Below are 15,785 nucleotides of genomic sequence, written 5' to 3' on the forward strand. Positions count from 1 at the left end.
GATTCAAGCGAGTCGCACGGCTAGCAAAGCCGAGTAGATGCGTCTCGACGAGTACATGGACCTCGCGGCCGAGTCCGAGCGAGCGAAACGCCGCCGACTCGCCCAGGAGAAGTCCTACGACATCCTCGACCACTTAGCGGAGTTCCAACACCGGTTCGAGGAGACGGTTCAGGGCGACTCGCTGTTCGGCAGCGTCTCACCCTCCATCTTCGTCGGACGTTCGAACTACCCGAAGGTGTCGACGGGTATCCTCTCGCCCGTCGGCCACGAGGACGACGCCGCGCGGTTCGAGACGTCCGCCGGGTGGTACGACGAGGGCGTCTCCATCTCCGACGTGTTCCGCCGCCGGACGAGTCTGTTGAACTCGAACCAGTCGACGGACGCCGTGAACGTTCACGACTCGTGGGACGGCTTCCTCGGCGTCCAACGAGAAGTCGCCATCGCGGACCGCCCCGTGAGCGTCGAAATCGGTCTGGACGGCCGTCCGGACGTCGACTTCGACGTGGGGCGCGACGACGTCGCGACGCCGACGGGGCCGCGGGCGCACGCACGCTCTGCGGACTTAGCGGAGAACCCACACGTCCCTCGCCCCGTCCAGAAGACGCTCGAAGACGACGACTGGAACGCGCAGGGGGCGATGAACTATCTCTACCGGCGGGGATTCGACGTGTACGACGTCAACACCATCCTGTCGGCGGGCGCACTCGGACGGGGAGAGAACCGGAGACTCGTGCCGACGCGGTGGTCTATCACTGCCGTCGACGACACCGTCGGGCAGTTCCTCAGAGGCGGTATCCAGACGAACCCCAGCATCGACTCGGTGGAGATTCACCGAAACGAGTTCCTCGGCAACGCCTTCTGGGTGATTCTCGCGCCCGGCGATTGGGAGTTCGAGTTGGTCGAGATGAAAGCGCCGGGGAGCGTCTGGAACCCCGACCCCGAGGCGGGGATGTGGCTGGCGGCCGACAGCGAGGGATTCGAGGGCCGGACGGGCTACGTCGACGAGACGGCGGGTGCGTACCACGCCGCCCGCCTCGGCGTCTTGGAGTACCTCGAACGCGAGGGGAGACAGGCGAAAGCGCTCGTCCTCCGGCACGTCTCCGAGGACTACTGGGGACCGGCAGGTGTCTGGCAGGTGCGCGAGTCGGTCAGAAACGCCTTCGACGGCGAACGCGCGGAGGCGGAGACGTTCGCCGCCGCGGTCCGACAGGTGACCGACTACCTCCCCGTCTCGCTGTCGGACCTCCGGCGGAAGTCCACGATGGCGTCCGGACTCCAGATGAACCTCGGCGACTTCTCCTGAGGGACGCCGATAATACCAATTTATTGACTATTATCGTGCTATCGGATAACGCCTTGGTATACAAGGCCGCATAACTATGCCGCGAGGGGGTATTAGCCATTTGTGATGGAAGAGACGGTCGATACACTCCGTATCCTGTCACAGCAACGCCGTCTCGCCATCGTGACGGCATTGAAGGAAGCCGACGAACCGCTGACGACGGACGAACTCGCCAGAGAAGTAGCGTTCAGAGAACTCGGAATCTACCCCAGCGAACTCACCGAGAGCCAACTCAGGAAGATACGCTTGTCGTTCCACCACGTCCACCTGCCGAAACTGGTCGCCGCTGATGTCGTCGAGTACACCCCATCGGGAGACACCGTCCGACTCACGGCCGAGTCGACGGACGTCCAGCGTATCGTCGACGTCGTCTTTCGGGACTAGTGCCTCGGTCCGGAGACGGCGTCACTCGGTTTCTATCGTCTGTAGCGAGTTGGTCACGAGCGTGACGATAGCCCGTCGGAGACGCTCCGTCACCGCCTGGTCGGATATGCCCAGTTCGTCCGCGAGTTCGACCGTCGTGATTCGCCGCGGAATGTCGTAATAGCCCTCCTCGACCGCCAAGAGCAGCGTTTCTCGCTGTCGCGGTGTCAGGCCGTACCACGGTCCCGCGTCGGGTTTCGTGGGGTTGTACACCCGATGAACGTCTATCGAGACGCGCGCGTCGACGCACGCCCGATTGAACGCGGCCAAGTCCTCGTACCCCGGGAAGCGACACTCGAACTCCCACGTCTCGGATGACCCCGTCGCCGCGAGGATGTGGCCGCCCGTGTCGAGGAGACTCTGGAAGACGGCGTCGTCGGCGACGTGCCAGTCGAGTGCGACGAGAACCCGGTTCTCGTAGGTGTCTATCTCGGTGATGCTCTCGACGGAGTCGTGGGCACGAGCGGTCTCGATGAACGTCGGTCGGTCGGAGTCGTACACCCAGAAGAACGGCACGGCCTTCTCGCCCAAGGGGACCAGAGCCTCCAACTCCACCGTCGCTCTGGCCCGCATAGAGAGAATCCTCCCCAACTCGAACTGGGAAGATGGAACGCGAAAATCTACGATGATACTCATGGACGTCGATACGTCTGGTAGCCCACCCACCCGTATCAGTCGGTGGCTTGGTACGCCATGCAGTAGGTCGGGAAGCCAGATGAAGGTGGTGTTGGTGGGGGAGGCGACGAAAAATAGTACGGTATGCCGGTATTTCACAGTGTAACCGTACAAAAGGTGATACGTGACGTCGGCGTACTTTCACCAACGCGCTAGTTATCCGAACGTCGGTCTCTACTGCATACTCCTGAGTTCTTTACCCACCTCCGACGAATCGGTAGATACAGCGGAACGATTCACCACGGCGCTCGAACGTCTCCTCAACGAAGCGACCAAACACGATGTCGACGTCGAAGGCGGGTGGGCGTGTCGCGTGTCGAACCCGGGGACCGAGTACGACGTCCTCGTCACCCGGGTCGAACGTTCGAACTCCGACGACTAGCTCCCGAACTACTCGGCCGCGTCGAGGTTCGAGAACGCCTCGTCGACGAGTTCGCCGGTGTCGGCGATGATGTCGGCCATCGTGTCGTCGTCGGGGGCCATCCCGACCAGACGGCCGACGCGCATGATGCTCACGTGATAGACGGTTTGGACGCCCGGTTCTTCCTCCCAGACGACGACGTTACAGGGGAACAGTCCGCCCATCTTCAGGTCCGACGCGTCCAGTGCTCGGTCGGCCATGTTCGGGTTGCACGCGCCGAGGACGTAGTACGGGTCGCGGTCCGCGCCGATTTTCTCGTTCAACATCTCCGAGGGAGAGAACTCCGTGGCGACGCCGAACCCGGCGTCGGTGAACACCTCGCGGACGTGTTCGATTGCCTCGTCGTGGTCCATGTGCAGCGTCGCGCGTTTCTCGCCGATGTCCGACTCGGAGAGTTCGGACGGGTCGATTGGTAGCGTCATCACATCCCTGTTGTACCGGGACGCTGGAAAAGCTATGGGCGTGTGCGCTTCGCACACGACTGCCCGTCGATTCGACCGCAGTTCAGAGCGGAATCGGCAGCCAGCGGAGCCACCCGAGGACCGTCTGGGGCGGGATGAGTGGGTCGTGCATGACCAACCAGTCGAGGAGGCCGAGGCCGAGTCCGTGCGCGACGATAGAGGGGAGAAGCGACTGACTGTCGTAGTCCACCGCGCCGAACAGTACGTCCGTCGGTCCCGAGAGGAGCAGTTCTATCGGCGGCTTGCCGACGTGGTGAAGCGCGTAGACGACGGGGCTGATGAAGATGCTCTTGTAGCCGAACTCCTCGCTCACGCCGACGCAGAGCAGTCCCCGGTAGTACGTCTCCGCGGCGACGACGACGACCAACTGCTGGGCGGCGTGCGGGAGGAAGTCCAAGAGGGCCGGACTCGTCTGCCACATCGGGTAGTACGCGCGAATCGTCGGTAGCGACGACCCGACGATGTAGAACGGGAGCACGAGCGCCGAGACGAGGAGGGTGTTCCGTATCGCCCGCCGATTCACCCGCCACCCGAGGTTGCGGCCGTGGGTGATGGCGAACGCGCCGGGGAGGAGGATGAACACGACGGCGTCGCGGAACGCGCGGTACGTGAGGTTCGACGACGGGACGGTCCACGTCATCCAGAGGACGGTCAAGAACAGACCCAACAGTAGCGACTTCTGGAGCCACGAGAGGCGGTTCACCGAATCGCGAAGACGAGAGAAACCGAACACCGAGAATCGCCTTGCTGCGATTACTTCGTCTCGACGGGCGCGGTGCCGACGACGGACTGGACCGCCTCGACGAACGCCTGTCGAGTGTCGAAGTACGACTCGTCGACCTGTTCGAGCACGTCCGAGAGCGTCTGCGGACCAGACGGCGTCCGGACGACGCTGTCACCCTCCTGTTCGAGGATGCGGGGCTTCTCGTGCGGCCACGTCAACCGCGATGCGACCCGTGCGAGCGGTTGGCCCTCGACGGGCGTCTCCTCGCCGAGTTCCACGACGGGTCCCTCGTTTTCGTCCTCGTCTGCCATATCCTGCGATTTGCCATCACCGACAATGAACCCTTCGACACGTTCGGACGCCGGGACTCGTCGCTCGCAGACCCCGGTCCGACGCCGTCTGCGTGCCCGCACGGCCGAGCGTCGTACGCGCGTCTGACGCATCGTTTTGTGTGATGGGGCTTTACACACGCGCATGACCAGTCTCTCGGAGGCCTATCACACAGGGGAACGCGCGGGGCCGAGCCTCCGGCGACTGTCGCTCGGACTCGGTGTCTTCGTCGTCGGCGTGCTCCTCGTCCTCGCCGGTATCGTCGTCGCAACGACCGAGATTCTCCTCGGCGGCGGGACGACGCTCACGCACGTCCGCGAACTCGGCGGCATCCTCGCCGGCGTCGGCGTCCCGATGGTGTTCCTCGGTATCTTCACCGTCACCCCCTCGGGGCGACTGACGAAGGCGGCGGCGGTCGTCGGCGCGGGAATCGCCCTCGTCGGCGTCGCGTTGTTCTGGCACGCCTACCCCTGCCAGTGGTCGGGGTCGAACTGCGGCGCCGGACTCGCCGACCTGACGCTTCTGACCGTCGTCGTCTACTTCGTCGGCGCACTCACCACGTTCTGGTGTCTGTTCGTCGGCGTCGCCAACTTCAAGACGCGCAACGCGCCGGGCGGCACCGCCACCGTCGAGGTGACGAAGAAAGGCGAGACGCGCTACGTCGAAGTCGACCGCTCCCGCGGCGGACTCGGCGGCATCGGCTTCCTCGGCGGCACGCCCGACGGCGACGCGGAGACGCAGACGGCGGAGGCGAGCACCGTCTCCGACGGCGGCACCGACGCCGAGTCGATAACGTCGCCGCGAGACGCGCAGACGACGCCGGACGCCCCCGACGGCCCGTCCGGTCGGAAGTCCCACTCGTCCGGGCAGTCCGCGGCCGACACCTACTGCGGCAACTGCGCGCACTTCGACTACGTCCGCACGAACGGCGGCATCGAACCCTACTGCGGCTACCACGAGGAACTCATGGACGACATGGAGGCCTGCGACCGGTGGACGCCGCGGACGAAGCGCTAACTCGGACTTCGAACCGAACCCGAACCGGACACGACCCTGCTCCCTTCTCAGACGTCTTCGAGGCGCGTTGCGACGTCGTCCCAGTGGCTCCCCTTCCAGAACACCTGCCCGCAGTCGCGACACCGCCAGAGCGCTTCGTCTCCGGGGTCGGGCGCGTACGCCGGCACCGCGTCCGTGCCGGCCACCCGTTCGACCGGGCCGTTGCACGACCCACAGCGTGCCGGTGTCTCCGCCAGACCGACCGGGTAGCCCGCCGCCTCGAACTCCCGGAGTTGACCGGTCACGTCTCGTCGGGTGAGGAGGACGCTCCGTCGTGCCCGCGCCGCGAGCGATTCGTCGCGCGTCAGGAGCGTCCGCTCCTCGCACCGGACGCGCCCGAGAATCGCGTCGTCGCCGGGGTCCGGGCCGTCGTCCAAGACGTAAGCGGCGTCGTAGCCGCACATCCGCAGATACGTCGCCAACTTCCCGAGCATCGAATCGAGGAGCAGTCGCGGTCGGTCCGCGTCCGCACCGCTCCGCTCGTTTCCGTCCGACCCGTCCATCAGTGCAGGAACGACCGCAGGTCCTCGACGGGCCACGTGTTCAGCACGTCACCCGCTTCGCACCACCCGCGACGGGCGGTGTGGACGCCGTAGCGAACGTAGTCGAGTCCGCCGGGCGCGTGTGCGTCGGTGTTCGTCACGATGGTCGCCCCCGCCTCCAACGCGACGCGCACGAGTTCGCCGCGGAGGTCCAAGCGGGCCGGGTCGGCGTTTATCTCCAGTGCGACGCCGTTCTCGGCGGCCGCCCGTGCGACGCGTTCGACGTCGAGTTCGAGCCCCGGACGCTCGTTGATGAGACGACCCGTCGGGTGTCCCAAGACGTCGACGGACGGGTGTTCGACGGCGTTCACGAGGCGTTCGGTGGCCGTCTCGCGGTCCTGTCCGAGTGCGGCGTGCGGCGAGGCGACGACGATGTCGAGGTCCGACAGCACGTCGTCGCCGACGGAGATTCCGCCCTCCGCGTCGACGTTCGCCTCCACGCCGTGCAGGAGTTCGAGGTCCGTCTCGCCGGCGACGTCCGCGACGGCGCCCATCTGCTCGCGGAGTTCGTCGTCGTCCAGTCCGACGCCGCCGACCATGCCCGGGCCGGTGGCGTGGTCGGTGACCGCGTAGTAGTCGTAGCCGCGTTTCTCGGCGGCGGCGACCATCTCCGACAGCGAGTAGCGGCCGTCGGACCAGTCGGTGTGCGTGTGCAAGTCGCCGCGCACGTCGCCCCGTTCGACGAGCGTCGGCAGTTCTCCGTCCCGTGCGGCCTCTATCTCGCCGGTGTCCTCGCGGAGTTCCGGCGGGACGAGGGGCAGGCCGAGCGCCTCGTACATCGACGCCTCCGTCTCGCCGGCCACCTTCTCGCCCGCGCGTTGGTCCGCGTCGGCGTCGTCCACGTCGCTCACGTCGAAGACGCCGTACTCGTTCATCTTCAGGTCCCGGTCGATGGCGACGTTCCGGAGTTTGACGTTGTGGTCCTTGCTCCCCGTGAAGTACTGCAGGGCCGCGCCGAACTCCTCGGGGACGACGACGCGGAGGTCCACGCGGATGCCGTTCGAGCGGACGCTCGCCTTCGAGGTGCCCGCCTCGATGACCGTGTTCGCGGCGGGCCAGTCGGTGAACGTCTCGACGACGGCTTCGCCCGACTCGCTCGCCACGAGGACGTCGACGTCGCCGATGGTGTCGCGCCACCGGCGAATCGACCCGGCGACGTCCGCCTGCCGGACGTCCTCGTCGTCTCGGAGGTAGTCGAGGACGTCGTCGGCGAGCGGTCGCGCGTCGCCCAGACGCTCGCGCTCCTGCGCCTGCCGGGCGAACGGGACGTTCTCTCGGATGTTCTCTTCGGTCTTCGCGCCGAACCCGCTCACCTCCCGAATCTTCCCCTCCTCGGCCGCGGCTTCGAGTTCGTCGAGCGTGGTGATTCCGAGCGCCTCGTACAGTTTTCCGACCGTCTTCGGGCCGACGCCCTCGACGCTCGTGAGCGTCGCCATGTCGACGGGCAGTTCCTCCCGCAGTTCGGCTAACTCCTCGATAGAACCGGTCTCGAAGTACTCGACGACTTTCGAGGAGATGGCGTCGCCGACGCCCTGTATCTCCTCGACGGCCGCTTGCCCCTCGTCCGCCAGTTCCTCGATGGGCCGCGGATGCTCGCGGATGTTCTCGGCCGCCCGCCGGTACGTGCTCGGCTTGTAGGCGACGTCCCGCGCCTCCAAGAGGTCCGCGAACTCCTCGAACAGCGACGCCACCTCGTCGTTTCGGCTCACTAGCGGCCACCCCGACTGGACCGCCCGCTCTGCTCGCGCCCGAGCGCCTGTTTCAGGAAGCTCATCCACCGCTTCTGGTCTTGCGCCTCCTGCAGGGTAGCCTCCTGTTCGAGGTTCGCCGGGCGCAGTTGCTGGAGGGCGTCCAGCGCGCGTTCGATGCCGATGATGCTCTCGACGAGACGCTCTCCCTCCTCGAAGCTCACCTCACCGTTCTCGATTTGCTGTCGTCGCTGGAGGCGTTCGCGCCGGAGGTTCTTCTTGGCCCGTTCGACCCGCTCTTTCTCGCCGTCCGGAACGGTGTCGCGGCGTTTTATCTCGAAGACGAAGTCGCGCAGTTCGACTTCTTCGCCCTGCACCTCGACGACGTCGGGGATGTCCATCCCGATGGTCGCCCCCTCTCGGTCGATGCGTTCCAGCAACCGCTTTCGCTCGAACTCCTTCACGTTCTTGCCCGCGGGTAGGGGCGGACGACACTTCGCTCCTTCGCCGGCGGCGGGTCCGTTCACGTGACCGTCTCCCCGCCGGACACGTCCGTCCGGTCGGTTCCTCACCGTTCGCCAGACGGCGGCGTCTCGGCTTGTGACGTGTGTTCACGACAGACACTGCCGAAACCCCGCCGCCTTCGCCGGTGTTCTCTCTGCGTCGCAGTCACCGGCAGACGTTCGGAATTAGAAGAAGGTTCTTATGCGTCTCCGCGGAAAGGAGACGTATGGGTTTGTTCGACCGACTACGCGGGCAAGACCACCCGCGTGTCGCTTTCATCGGTATCGACGGCGTCCCCTTTAGTCTCCTCTCCGAGAACCCCGACGAGTTCCCCAACATGGCCGCACTGGCCGACGAGGGGAGCGCCGGGGCCATAGAGAGCATCGTCCCGCCGGAGTCCTCCGCGTGTTGGCCCTCGCTCACGACGGGTGTCAACCCGGGTGAGACGGGCGTCTACGGCTTCCAGGACCGCGAGAACGGTTCGTACGACACGTACGTCCCCATGGGACGCGACGTGCAGGCGACGCGTCTCTGGGACCGCGTGACGGACGCCGGCCGCAAGGCCACCGTGATGAACGTCCCCGTGACGTTCCCACCGCAGCGTAACGTCCAGCGCATGGTGTCCGGGTTCCTCTCGCCCAGCGTCGATAAGGCGGCGTATCCCGACGACTTCCGCGACTCTCTGGAAGAGATGGGCTACATCATCGACACGAACGCGAAACTCGGTCACAAAGACGACAAGACGGAGTTCGCAGAGAACGCGCACAAGACCATCGACAAGCGCTTCGAGGCGTTCAGTCACTACCTGCAACAGGACGACTGGGACCTGTTCTTCGGCGTCTTCATGACGACGGACCGAGTCAACCACTTCCTGTTCAAAGACTACGAGGACGAGACGTCGGACAAAGAGAAGTTCATGGAGTTCTACCGCAAGGTGGACGACTATCTCGGCCAGATTCGCGAGATGGTGCCCGACGACGTGACGCTCGTCGTCGCCTCCGACCACGGCTTCACGTCGCTGAACTACGAGGTCCACTGCAACGCACTCCTCGAAGAGGAGGGGTGGCTCTCCTACGAGGACGACGACCACGAGCAACTCGGCGACATCGCCGACGAGGCGATGGCGTACTCGCTCATCCCCGGTCGCTTCTACATCAACCTCGAAGGCCGCGAGCCACGCGGGTCGGTCCCCGAGTCCGAGTACGAGGCGCGCCGCGACGAACTCAAAGAGATGCTCGAGAACCTCGAAGGTCCCGACGGCCGCAAGGTCGCAGAGCGCGTCGTCGAGAAGGAAGAGGCGTTCCGCGGCGACCACGACGACATCGCACCCGACCTCGTCGTCGTCCCGAACCACGGCTTCGACCTGAAGTCCGGGTTCAAAGGTGACAAAGACGTCTTCGGTCACGGACCGCGCAACGGGATGCACAGCTTCGACAACGCGTCGCTCTACGTCGACGACCCGGACGCGAGCATCGAGGACGCCGACCTCTACGACATCGCCCCGACCATCCTCGACCTGATGGAAGTCGACTACAACCGGACCGACTTCGACGGCGCGAGCCTCATCACGCAGTAAGGGCGCGAAACCACGATTTTCGCGTTATCTTTCGCTCCGAGCGACGGCGCTCGTCCGTTCGCATCGGTCCGCACCGAGCGGTCGCTCTCCGCGTTCGGAACGGCGGGACCGATAGAACCGATGTCGAGTCGGGTGTGACTCAGATGAGGTCGTCGAGTTCGTCGTTACTCCACGCGTCCGCCGGGTCTTCGCGTTCCTCGGCCTCTTTGGCCTCTTTGACCGCGTCCTTCGCGCGTTGCATGAACGCTTCGAGGCGGTCGGAGCGTTCGACGCCGCCGAGGAGGATGAGCGAGGCGATGCGCCCCGACCGAAGCGGGAAGTCGCCGCCGCGGACCTGGAGACTGCCCGTCTCCTCTTCGACCCAGCGACGGGCGCGTTCGACGCCTTTCCGCGGAATCGTGTCTGGTTCGCCAGCGATGACGAGGAGCGCGGAGTCGGCCTTCGACGCCTCGGGCAGACTCGTCCCGGTGAGGAGGGCGCGGCGCGTCGTACTCATCACGGTGTTGATGTTTCCCTCCGCGTCTTCGGCGGACTCCGCGGCCGCGTAGCCGAGCGCGGCGATACCGCCCGACCGGAGCGTGTTGATGACCTCCGAGGAGTCGACGACGCTCTCGGCGACGCCCTCGACGGCCTCGCCGGAGGCGAACAGCAACCCGACGCGCTGGGCGATAGCGCGGTTGATAGCGTCGAACCCCTGTTCGAGGCTCTCGCCGGAACTCCGGAAGGCGTCGTTGTCGACGAGGAGGAGCGAGTCCGCCTCGCGGGCGACGGTCTTCAGCGACCGGCCGGCGTTCACCTGGTACATCGCACCCTCGTTCCGGCCCGGAAGGATACCGAGGGCGTAGACGGGCACGTCGTAGATGCGTTTGAGTTCCTTCACGAGGACGGGTGCGCCACCGCTTCCGGTGCCGCCGCCGAGTCCGGCGACGACGAAGATGGCCTCCGCCTCGGCGCTGACGCTGTCGTCGAGTGCGGAGAGCACCTCCGTCTTGTCCGACTGCATCACGTCCGCGCCGAGTTCGTTGTCGCCGCCGACGCCGTGGCCTTTCACCCGGTCTTGGCCGACGAGAACGGTCTCGAACGGAATCTCTTGGAGGTCCGCTTTCGCAGAGTTGACCGCGACGGCATCCAGAACCGCGCCGAACTCCATTCTGTCGTCGAAGTCGACCAGTTCGCGAGTGAGTTTCCCACCCGCTTGACCCACACCTATCAGGACGGTCTTCATATCCGAATGCTCGGGAGTACCTACCTTCAACTTTCCCCACCGGAGCTTTATCAGTGATGACGGGACCAGACGCCCCATGCCCGCCGATACGACAGACTTCGCGACGCTCGCTGCCCGTTTGGACGCGGTCGAACGAACGCTGACCGACGAGGCGCGCGCGGACGTGCAGTCGAACGCGGACGTGCAGTCGAACGCCGACTCGGAGACGGCGACGCCGCCGTCGGCACAGACGGACCCCGAACTCGAACGACGAGTGGAGTCGCTCGAACGGCGCGTCGGCGAACTCGAAGGCGAACTCGACGCCGTTCGGGGCCTCATCGGCGGCGTCGAGGCCGTGAACGACTCCGTCGAGCGTCGCGCGAATCTCGCGCTCGCGGCCGTCGAACGACTGGCGACCGAGTCCGAAGGCCGTCTCGACGACGACGCGGACGGACTCGTCGTCGAGCGACTGCCAGCGGAGGTCGAAGCGGTCCTCGACGGCGACGGAGAGCGGGCGGAGTCCGCGGCGATGGACGCCTCGGAAGGCGACGCCGACACCGGGACGGACGACTCGCTCGCCGCGAGACTCCGCGAGGCGTTCTGAGGTGATTCGCGTCGTCCTCGCGGCCGTTCTCACCACCGCGGTTCTCGGCGCGTCGCTCCCGGCGGTCGAAGACGCTCGCGCCGACCGAGCGTCGACGGCGGTGGACGCCGACGTGGAGCGTCTCTCCGCGGCCGGGTCGTCGCTCGCGCACGGTTCGGACCCGACGCGCGACCCGGCGACGGCCCCGACCCGAACGGAGACGGTCACGCTCCCGCCGCCGACGTGGAGCAGCGCCGAACTCGCGTACGTCGCCGTCGGCGGGTCGCCGAACGGCCCCGGCAACCGGTCGGTGGTGACCTACGCCGTCGACGACGGCCCGGAGACGTCGCGTCGCCTCTCGCTTCCGCTCCCGATTTCGACCCCCGACGGACCCGTCGTCCTCCGCGGCCGCGGCGACCGCACCGTCTCGCTGTCGCTTCTGACGAGCGTCGACGGCCCCGTCCTCGTCGTCGGCCGGGGGAACGCCGACGGACGCTGAGGTTTATATACTGGTACGCGGCCAGCGACCCCATGCCCCTCGACTTCGCGGCCGGTCTCGTCGCCGCCGCCAGCGCGGTGTGTTCGCCCGGCGAGGACGACTCCGACGACGACTCCGACGACGACTGCCGGTGCGACCACGCCTTCGAGACGCCGACCGGACGAGCGACGGACCGCACGGAACTCGTCGTCGACGCCACCGACTGCCGGGGTGAGGGTGACCTCGCGCGAACGCCCGCGTGCCGGGCGGCCGTCGTCGACGCACTCGCCGACAGCGATGCCGACGCGGTTCGGGTCCGCGCCGACGGCCTCGAACGGTCGTACGACGACGACGCGGCGGGACTGCTCCTCGCGGCCGGCCGGTTCGTCGAACGCGTCCGGTTCCACGACGAATCGCTCGCCGCGCGCGCCCGACGCGACCCCGTCGACGCCGCGGCGCGCGCGACGGGGCGTGCCGGTCCCGTCTCGACCATCGCCGCCGAGACTGGACTCGCCGCGGGCGTCGAACGCGCCGACGGCTACGAGGAACTGCTGTGGAGTTCGGTCGGCCCGTCCGTCGCCCGTTCGCGAGTCGTTCGCCGCCCGCCCGCGGGAGCGACGCTCCTCGACCGGCGCGAACTCGCCACCGGCGCGACGGTGCGTCTGTATCGGACCGCGACCGGCACGCGCTACCACCTCACGCCCGTCGCGCACGGCCTCTCCGCGGACGCGATGGCGACGCTGGCGGCGGCGCACGACTGCCTCGCCCGCGGCGTCGTTCGCGGCGGCGAACGCGCCGCCGGACGGGCCGTTCGCCACGTCGCGAGCGAGGACGACCCGGTGGAGACGCTCTCGGCCGTTCTCGACCGCCACACGCGCGGTAACGGCGTCCTCGACGACTTGTTCTCGGACCCGCGGGTGACGGACGTCGTCGCCTCGGCACCGGTCGAATCGAACCCGGTTCGCGTCACGGTCGACGGCGACCGGGTCGAGACGAACGTCCGACTCACGCCCGACGGGGCCGCCGCCCTCGCCTCGCGCTTCCGGCACGCCAGCGGTCGCGGCTTCTCGCGCGCGTCCCCGGCGCTGGACGCCGCCATCGACGCTCCCGACGGGTCTCGAATCCGCGTCGCGGGCATCACCGCGCCGGCGAGCGAGGGTATCGGCTTCGCGTTCCGCGCGCACGACGACCGCACGTGGACGCTCCCGGCCCTCGTCGGGGCGGGGACGCTCTCCGCGGAGGCGGCGGCGTTCCTCTCGCTCGCGACCGACCGCGGCGCGACCGGTCTCGTCGCCGGGACGCGCGGCGCGGGGAAGACGACGCTTCTCGGCGCACTGCTGTGGGAACTGCCGCGAGACACCCGACTGGTCTCCATCGAAGACACGCCCGAACTCCCGGTCGACGCGCTCAGAGACGGCGGCCGCGACGTGCAACCGCTCCACACCGACCTCGGGGCGGACGGCTCGTTCTCGCCGACCGAAGCGCTCAGAACCGCGCTCCGACTGGGGGACGGCGCACTCGTCGTCGGCGAGGTTCGCGGCGACGAGGCGAGCGCGCTCTACGAGGCGATGCGCGTCGGCGCGCACGGTCACGCCGTCCTCGGGACCATCCACGGCGACTCCCCCGAAGCGGTCCGAGAGCGCGTCGTCTCCGACCTCGGCGTCCCGGAGTCGTCGTTCGCGGCGACCGACCTCGTCGTCACCTGCGCCCGCGACGGTGCGGACCGGCGCGTCGAGACGGTCGCCGAACTCCGGCGCCGCGGCGGCGAGGTCCACTTCGAGACGCTGTACGACCGAGGTCGAAACGGCCTCGAATCGACGGGCGTCGTCTCCCGCGGCGACAGTTCGCTTCTCGCCCGCCTCGCCCGACACGACGAATCGTACGCCGACGTCCTCGCCGAACTCGACCGGCGCGAATCGACGCTCGCGCACCTCGCCGAAACCGACCAGACGCGGCCCTCCGACCGGCCCGCGTCTCCTCTCGAAGTCGAATCGGAGGGGACCCGATGACCGACGCCGCCCGCGTCGCTCGGTCGCTCTCTCGTCTCTACCCGTGGTCGGTCGCCCCGACCGAGGACCTCCGACCCGCGCTCTCGTACCTCGGCAGCGACGCCGACGCGGAGACGGTCACCCGCGCGGGCTACGCGCTGATTCTCCCCGTCGCGACCCTCGCGTTCATCGCCGCGACACTGGTGCTTCCCGACGTCGGGCCTGTCGTCCGACTGTCGTCCGCACTCGCGGTCGGACTCGGCGCGGCGCTCGCCGCGCTCCGACTCCCGGTGGTCGCCGTCCGTCTCCGTCGGACGCGCGCGCTGGGAGAGACGGCGGCGCTCGTCGGTCGCGCGACGCTCCGAATGCGACTCCACCCGGCCCCCGAACGCGCGGCGTCGTTCGCCGCACACACCGCCGACGGACCGCTGGCCGAGAGTCTGGCGGCCCACGTCAGGCGCGCCCGCGGGACGCCCGACTCGGGGTTCGAATCGTTCGCCCGCGAGTGGCGCGCCGAGTTCCCGGCGCTCGACCGCGCCGTCTCGCTGCTTCTCGCCAGCGCCGACGACCGCGCCGACGACCGCGACCGGACGCTGGACCGCGCACTCGACGCCGTCCTCGACGGGACACGCGACGAACTCGCGTCGTTCGCGGCCGACGTCCGCGGACCGACCACCGCCGTCTACGCGTTCGGCGTGCTGCTTCCGCTCGCACTCGTCGGCGTCCTTCCCGCCGCCCGCGCCGGGGGCGTCGTCGTCCCGACCGCCGCGTTCGTCGCCGTCTACGACGTACTCCTCCCGTGCGGACTCGCGGGTGCGTGCGTCTGGATTCTGGTCCGCCGACCGGTCGCACTCGCTCCCCCGCGCGTCGACGCGAGTCACCCGGACGTCCCCGACTCGCCGACGACTGCCCTCGTCGTCGCCGCGTGCGCCGCCGTCGTCGGTTGGGTCGTCGGCGGACTCGTCGCACCGTGGGCGGACGGACTCACCGCCGTCGGGGCCGGCGTCGGGTCGGGACTCGTCGCGCGCTACCGTCCGATGGCACGGGTCAGAGCGCGCGTCCGCGGCGTCGAAGCGGGATTGGACGACGTGCTCTCGCTCGTCGGCCGCCGGGTCGGTTCGGGTGACTCCGTCGAAGTCGCCGTCGACTCCGCCGCAGACGACGTTTCGAGTCCGGCGGGCGAGGTGTTCGTCGAGGCGGCCGGGGTCCGTCGCCGCCTCCGCGTCGGCGTTCGCGAGGCGTTCCTCGGCCGCTACGGGGCACTCGCAGACGTCCCGAGTCCGCGTGCGCGAGGGGCCGCAGCGCTCCTCTCCGTCGCGGCCGTCGAAGGCCGACCGGCGGGACGCGCCGTCGTCGCGACGGCGGACCACCTGCGTGACCTCCGTCGCGTGGAGAGCGAGGCGCGCCGCGAACTCGCGTCGGTGACGGGGACGCTGTCGAACACCGCGGCGCTGTTCGCGCCGTTGGTCGGCGGGGCCACCGTCGCGATGGCCGCCCGGATGGGTGCTGCGGAGTCGACGCTCGTCGAACGCGGGGCACAGACGCTCGGGCCGGACCTCCTCGGCGTCGCCGTCGGCGCGTACGTCCTCGTCTTGGCCGTCCTCTTGACGACGCTCTCGACGGGCTTGGAACGCGGCCTCGACCGAACGCTCGTCGGCTACCGCGTCGGATTGGCACTGCTCTCTGCGACGGCGGCCTACCTCGCGGCGTTCCGCGGGGCGGCGCTCGTGTTCTGAACCCGTCGACGGCGACGGCGAGGGTTTATATACTGAACCGCGGCCAGACGGCCC

16 protein-coding genes are annotated in these 15,785 nt (G+C 68.1%); 8 read left to right on the forward strand and 8 right to left on the reverse strand.

Annotation, left to right across the window (positions count from 1 at the left end; all coding sequences use genetic code 11):
* Nucleotides 1–37 precede the first annotated feature (37 nt).
* Both nreA and BM282_RS04495 read left to right on the forward strand, forming a co-directional pair.
* On the forward strand, nucleotides 38–1,303 hold the full coding sequence (gene nreA / locus BM282_RS04490; RefSeq protein WP_089877135.1) for a DNA repair protein NreA: 1,266 nt from the start codon (nucleotides 38–40) through the stop codon (nucleotides 1,301–1,303).
* Between the two features lie 105 nt (nucleotides 1,304–1,408).
* Nucleotides 1,409–1,726 (forward strand): DUF7344 domain-containing protein, encoded by a 318-nt coding sequence (locus BM282_RS04495; RefSeq protein ID WP_089877137.1) that lies wholly within the window; start codon nucleotides 1,409–1,411, stop codon nucleotides 1,724–1,726.
* A gap of 21 nt (nucleotides 1,727–1,747) precedes the next feature.
* On the opposite strand, the gene BM282_RS04500 is transcribed toward BM282_RS04495, so the two are convergent.
* From BM282_RS04500 to BM282_RS04520, 4 genes are all read right to left on the reverse strand, one after another.
* Nucleotides 1,748–2,401 carry a helix-turn-helix domain-containing protein gene (locus tag BM282_RS04500; RefSeq protein ID WP_089877139.1) on the reverse strand — a complete coding sequence of 218 codons (654 nt, stop codon included), beginning with the start codon at nucleotides 2,399–2,401 and terminating at the stop codon, nucleotides 1,748–1,750.
* A gap of 429 nt (nucleotides 2,402–2,830) precedes the next feature.
* Nucleotides 2,831–3,283: a DUF302 domain-containing protein gene (locus tag BM282_RS04510; protein ID WP_089877143.1), complete on the reverse strand. Its 453-nt coding sequence runs from the start codon at nucleotides 3,281–3,283 to the stop codon at nucleotides 2,831–2,833.
* Between the two features lie 82 nt (nucleotides 3,284–3,365).
* Nucleotides 3,366–3,962, reverse strand: a complete 597-nt coding sequence (locus tag BM282_RS04515; protein ID WP_089877394.1) for a CPBP family glutamic-type intramembrane protease — start codon at nucleotides 3,960–3,962, stop codon at nucleotides 3,366–3,368.
* 113 nt (nucleotides 3,963–4,075) lie between these two features.
* Nucleotides 4,076–4,357 carry a DUF5789 family protein gene (locus tag BM282_RS04520; protein WP_089877145.1) on the reverse strand — a complete coding sequence of 94 codons (282 nt, stop codon included), beginning with the start codon at nucleotides 4,355–4,357 and terminating at the stop codon, nucleotides 4,076–4,078.
* 163 nt (nucleotides 4,358–4,520) lie between these two features.
* Here BM282_RS04520 and BM282_RS04525 point away from each other — a divergent pair, with 163 nt between their 5' ends.
* Nucleotides 4,521–5,393 carry a DUF7139 domain-containing protein gene (locus BM282_RS04525; protein ID WP_089877146.1) on the forward strand — a complete coding sequence of 291 codons (873 nt, stop codon included), beginning with the start codon at nucleotides 4,521–4,523 and terminating at the stop codon, nucleotides 5,391–5,393.
* Nucleotides 5,394–5,440: 47 nt separating this feature from the next.
* On the opposite strand, the gene BM282_RS04530 is transcribed toward BM282_RS04525, so the two are convergent.
* From BM282_RS04530 to BM282_RS04540, 3 genes are read right to left on the reverse strand one after another with little or no spacing between them, the layout of a single operon-like run.
* Nucleotides 5,441–5,935: a Mut7-C RNAse domain-containing protein gene (locus BM282_RS04530; protein ID WP_089877149.1), complete on the reverse strand. Its 495-nt coding sequence runs from the start codon at nucleotides 5,933–5,935 to the stop codon at nucleotides 5,441–5,443.
* Complete coding sequence (polX, locus tag BM282_RS04535) at nucleotides 5,935–7,683, reverse strand: DNA polymerase/3'-5' exonuclease PolX (protein ID WP_089877151.1); 1,749 nt, start codon at nucleotides 7,681–7,683, stop codon at nucleotides 5,935–5,937. The genes BM282_RS04530 and polX overlap by 1 nt, the downstream gene beginning before the upstream one ends.
* Nucleotides 7,683–8,126, reverse strand: coding sequence for a DUF5788 family protein (locus tag BM282_RS04540; RefSeq protein WP_089877153.1), 444 nt, complete (start codon nucleotides 8,124–8,126; stop codon nucleotides 7,683–7,685). Before BM282_RS04540 ends, polX begins: the two co-directional genes overlap by 1 nt.
* Before the next feature lie 266 nt (nucleotides 8,127–8,392).
* On the opposite strand from BM282_RS04540, the gene BM282_RS04545 reads away from it, so the two are divergent.
* Complete coding sequence (locus tag BM282_RS04545) at nucleotides 8,393–9,742, forward strand: alkaline phosphatase family protein (protein ID WP_089877155.1); 1,350 nt, start codon at nucleotides 8,393–8,395, stop codon at nucleotides 9,740–9,742.
* 139 nt (nucleotides 9,743–9,881) lie between these two features.
* Here BM282_RS04545 and BM282_RS04550 read toward each other — a convergent pair whose 3' ends face one another.
* The gene (locus BM282_RS04550; RefSeq protein WP_089877156.1) at nucleotides 9,882–10,967 is read right to left on the reverse strand and encodes a tubulin/FtsZ family protein; all 1,086 of its coding nucleotides are present in this window, start codon (nucleotides 10,965–10,967) and stop codon (nucleotides 9,882–9,884) included.
* Between the two features lie 76 nt (nucleotides 10,968–11,043).
* Between BM282_RS04550 and BM282_RS04555 the strand changes: the two genes are divergently transcribed.
* From BM282_RS04555 to BM282_RS04570, 4 genes are read left to right on the forward strand one after another with little or no spacing between them, the layout of a single operon-like run.
* A complete protein-coding gene (locus tag BM282_RS04555; protein ID WP_089877158.1) occupies nucleotides 11,044–11,550 on the forward strand; it encodes a DUF7310 family coiled-coil domain-containing protein in 507 nt (168 codons plus the stop codon).
* Nucleotide 11,551: 1 nt separating this feature from the next.
* The gene (locus tag BM282_RS04560; RefSeq protein ID WP_089877160.1) at nucleotides 11,552–12,028 is read left to right on the forward strand and encodes a DUF7311 family protein; all 477 of its coding nucleotides are present in this window, start codon (nucleotides 11,552–11,554) and stop codon (nucleotides 12,026–12,028) included.
* A 32-nt stretch (nucleotides 12,029–12,060) separates the two neighbouring features.
* Complete coding sequence (locus BM282_RS04565; RefSeq protein ID WP_089877162.1) at nucleotides 12,061–14,016, forward strand: type II/IV secretion system ATPase subunit; 1,956 nt, start codon at nucleotides 12,061–12,063, stop codon at nucleotides 14,014–14,016.
* Complete coding sequence (locus tag BM282_RS04570) at nucleotides 14,013–15,731, forward strand: type II secretion system protein (protein ID WP_089877164.1); 1,719 nt, start codon at nucleotides 14,013–14,015, stop codon at nucleotides 15,729–15,731. Before BM282_RS04565 ends, BM282_RS04570 begins: the two co-directional genes overlap by 4 nt.
* The last annotated feature ends 54 nt before the right edge of the window (nucleotides 15,732–15,785 follow it).

The organism is Halogeometricum limi (genome assembly GCF_900115785.1).
Lineage (GTDB): Archaea > Halobacteriota > Halobacteria > Halobacteriales > Haloferacaceae > Halogeometricum > Halogeometricum limi.

Excerpts from the sequence above, each read along its gene's own strand:
- BM282_RS04555 (WP_089877158.1), top strand. The coding sequence starts at position 11,044 with ATGCCCGCCGATACGACAGACTTCGCGACGCTCGCTGCCCGTTTGGAC.
- BM282_RS04510 (WP_089877143.1), bottom strand. The coding sequence starts at position 3,283 with ATGACGCTACCAATCGACCCGTCCGAACTCTCCGAGTCGGACATCGGC.
- BM282_RS04550 (WP_089877156.1), bottom strand. The coding sequence starts at position 10,967 with ATGAAGACCGTCCTGATAGGTGTGGGTCAAGCGGGTGGGAAACTCACT.
- nreA (WP_089877135.1), top strand. The coding sequence starts at position 38 with ATGCGTCTCGACGAGTACATGGACCTCGCGGCCGAGTCCGAGCGAGCG.
- BM282_RS04570 (WP_089877164.1), top strand. The coding sequence starts at position 14,013 with ATGACCGACGCCGCCCGCGTCGCTCGGTCGCTCTCTCGTCTCTACCCG.
- BM282_RS04525 (WP_089877146.1), top strand. The coding sequence starts at position 4,521 with ATGACCAGTCTCTCGGAGGCCTATCACACAGGGGAACGCGCGGGGCCG.
- BM282_RS04545 (WP_089877155.1), top strand. The coding sequence starts at position 8,393 with ATGGGTTTGTTCGACCGACTACGCGGGCAAGACCACCCGCGTGTCGCT.
- BM282_RS04530 (WP_089877149.1), bottom strand. The coding sequence starts at position 5,935 with ATGGACGGGTCGGACGGAAACGAGCGGAGCGGTGCGGACGCGGACCGA.
- BM282_RS04520 (WP_089877145.1), bottom strand. The coding sequence starts at position 4,357 with ATGGCAGACGAGGACGAAAACGAGGGACCCGTCGTGGAACTCGGCGAG.
- BM282_RS04565 (WP_089877162.1), top strand. The coding sequence starts at position 12,061 with ATGCCCCTCGACTTCGCGGCCGGTCTCGTCGCCGCCGCCAGCGCGGTG.
- BM282_RS04500 (WP_089877139.1), bottom strand. The coding sequence starts at position 2,401 with ATGAGTATCATCGTAGATTTTCGCGTTCCATCTTCCCAGTTCGAGTTG.
- BM282_RS04495 (WP_089877137.1), top strand. The coding sequence starts at position 1,409 with ATGGAAGAGACGGTCGATACACTCCGTATCCTGTCACAGCAACGCCGT.
- BM282_RS04515 (WP_089877394.1), bottom strand. The coding sequence starts at position 3,962 with ATGACGTGGACCGTCCCGTCGTCGAACCTCACGTACCGCGCGTTCCGC.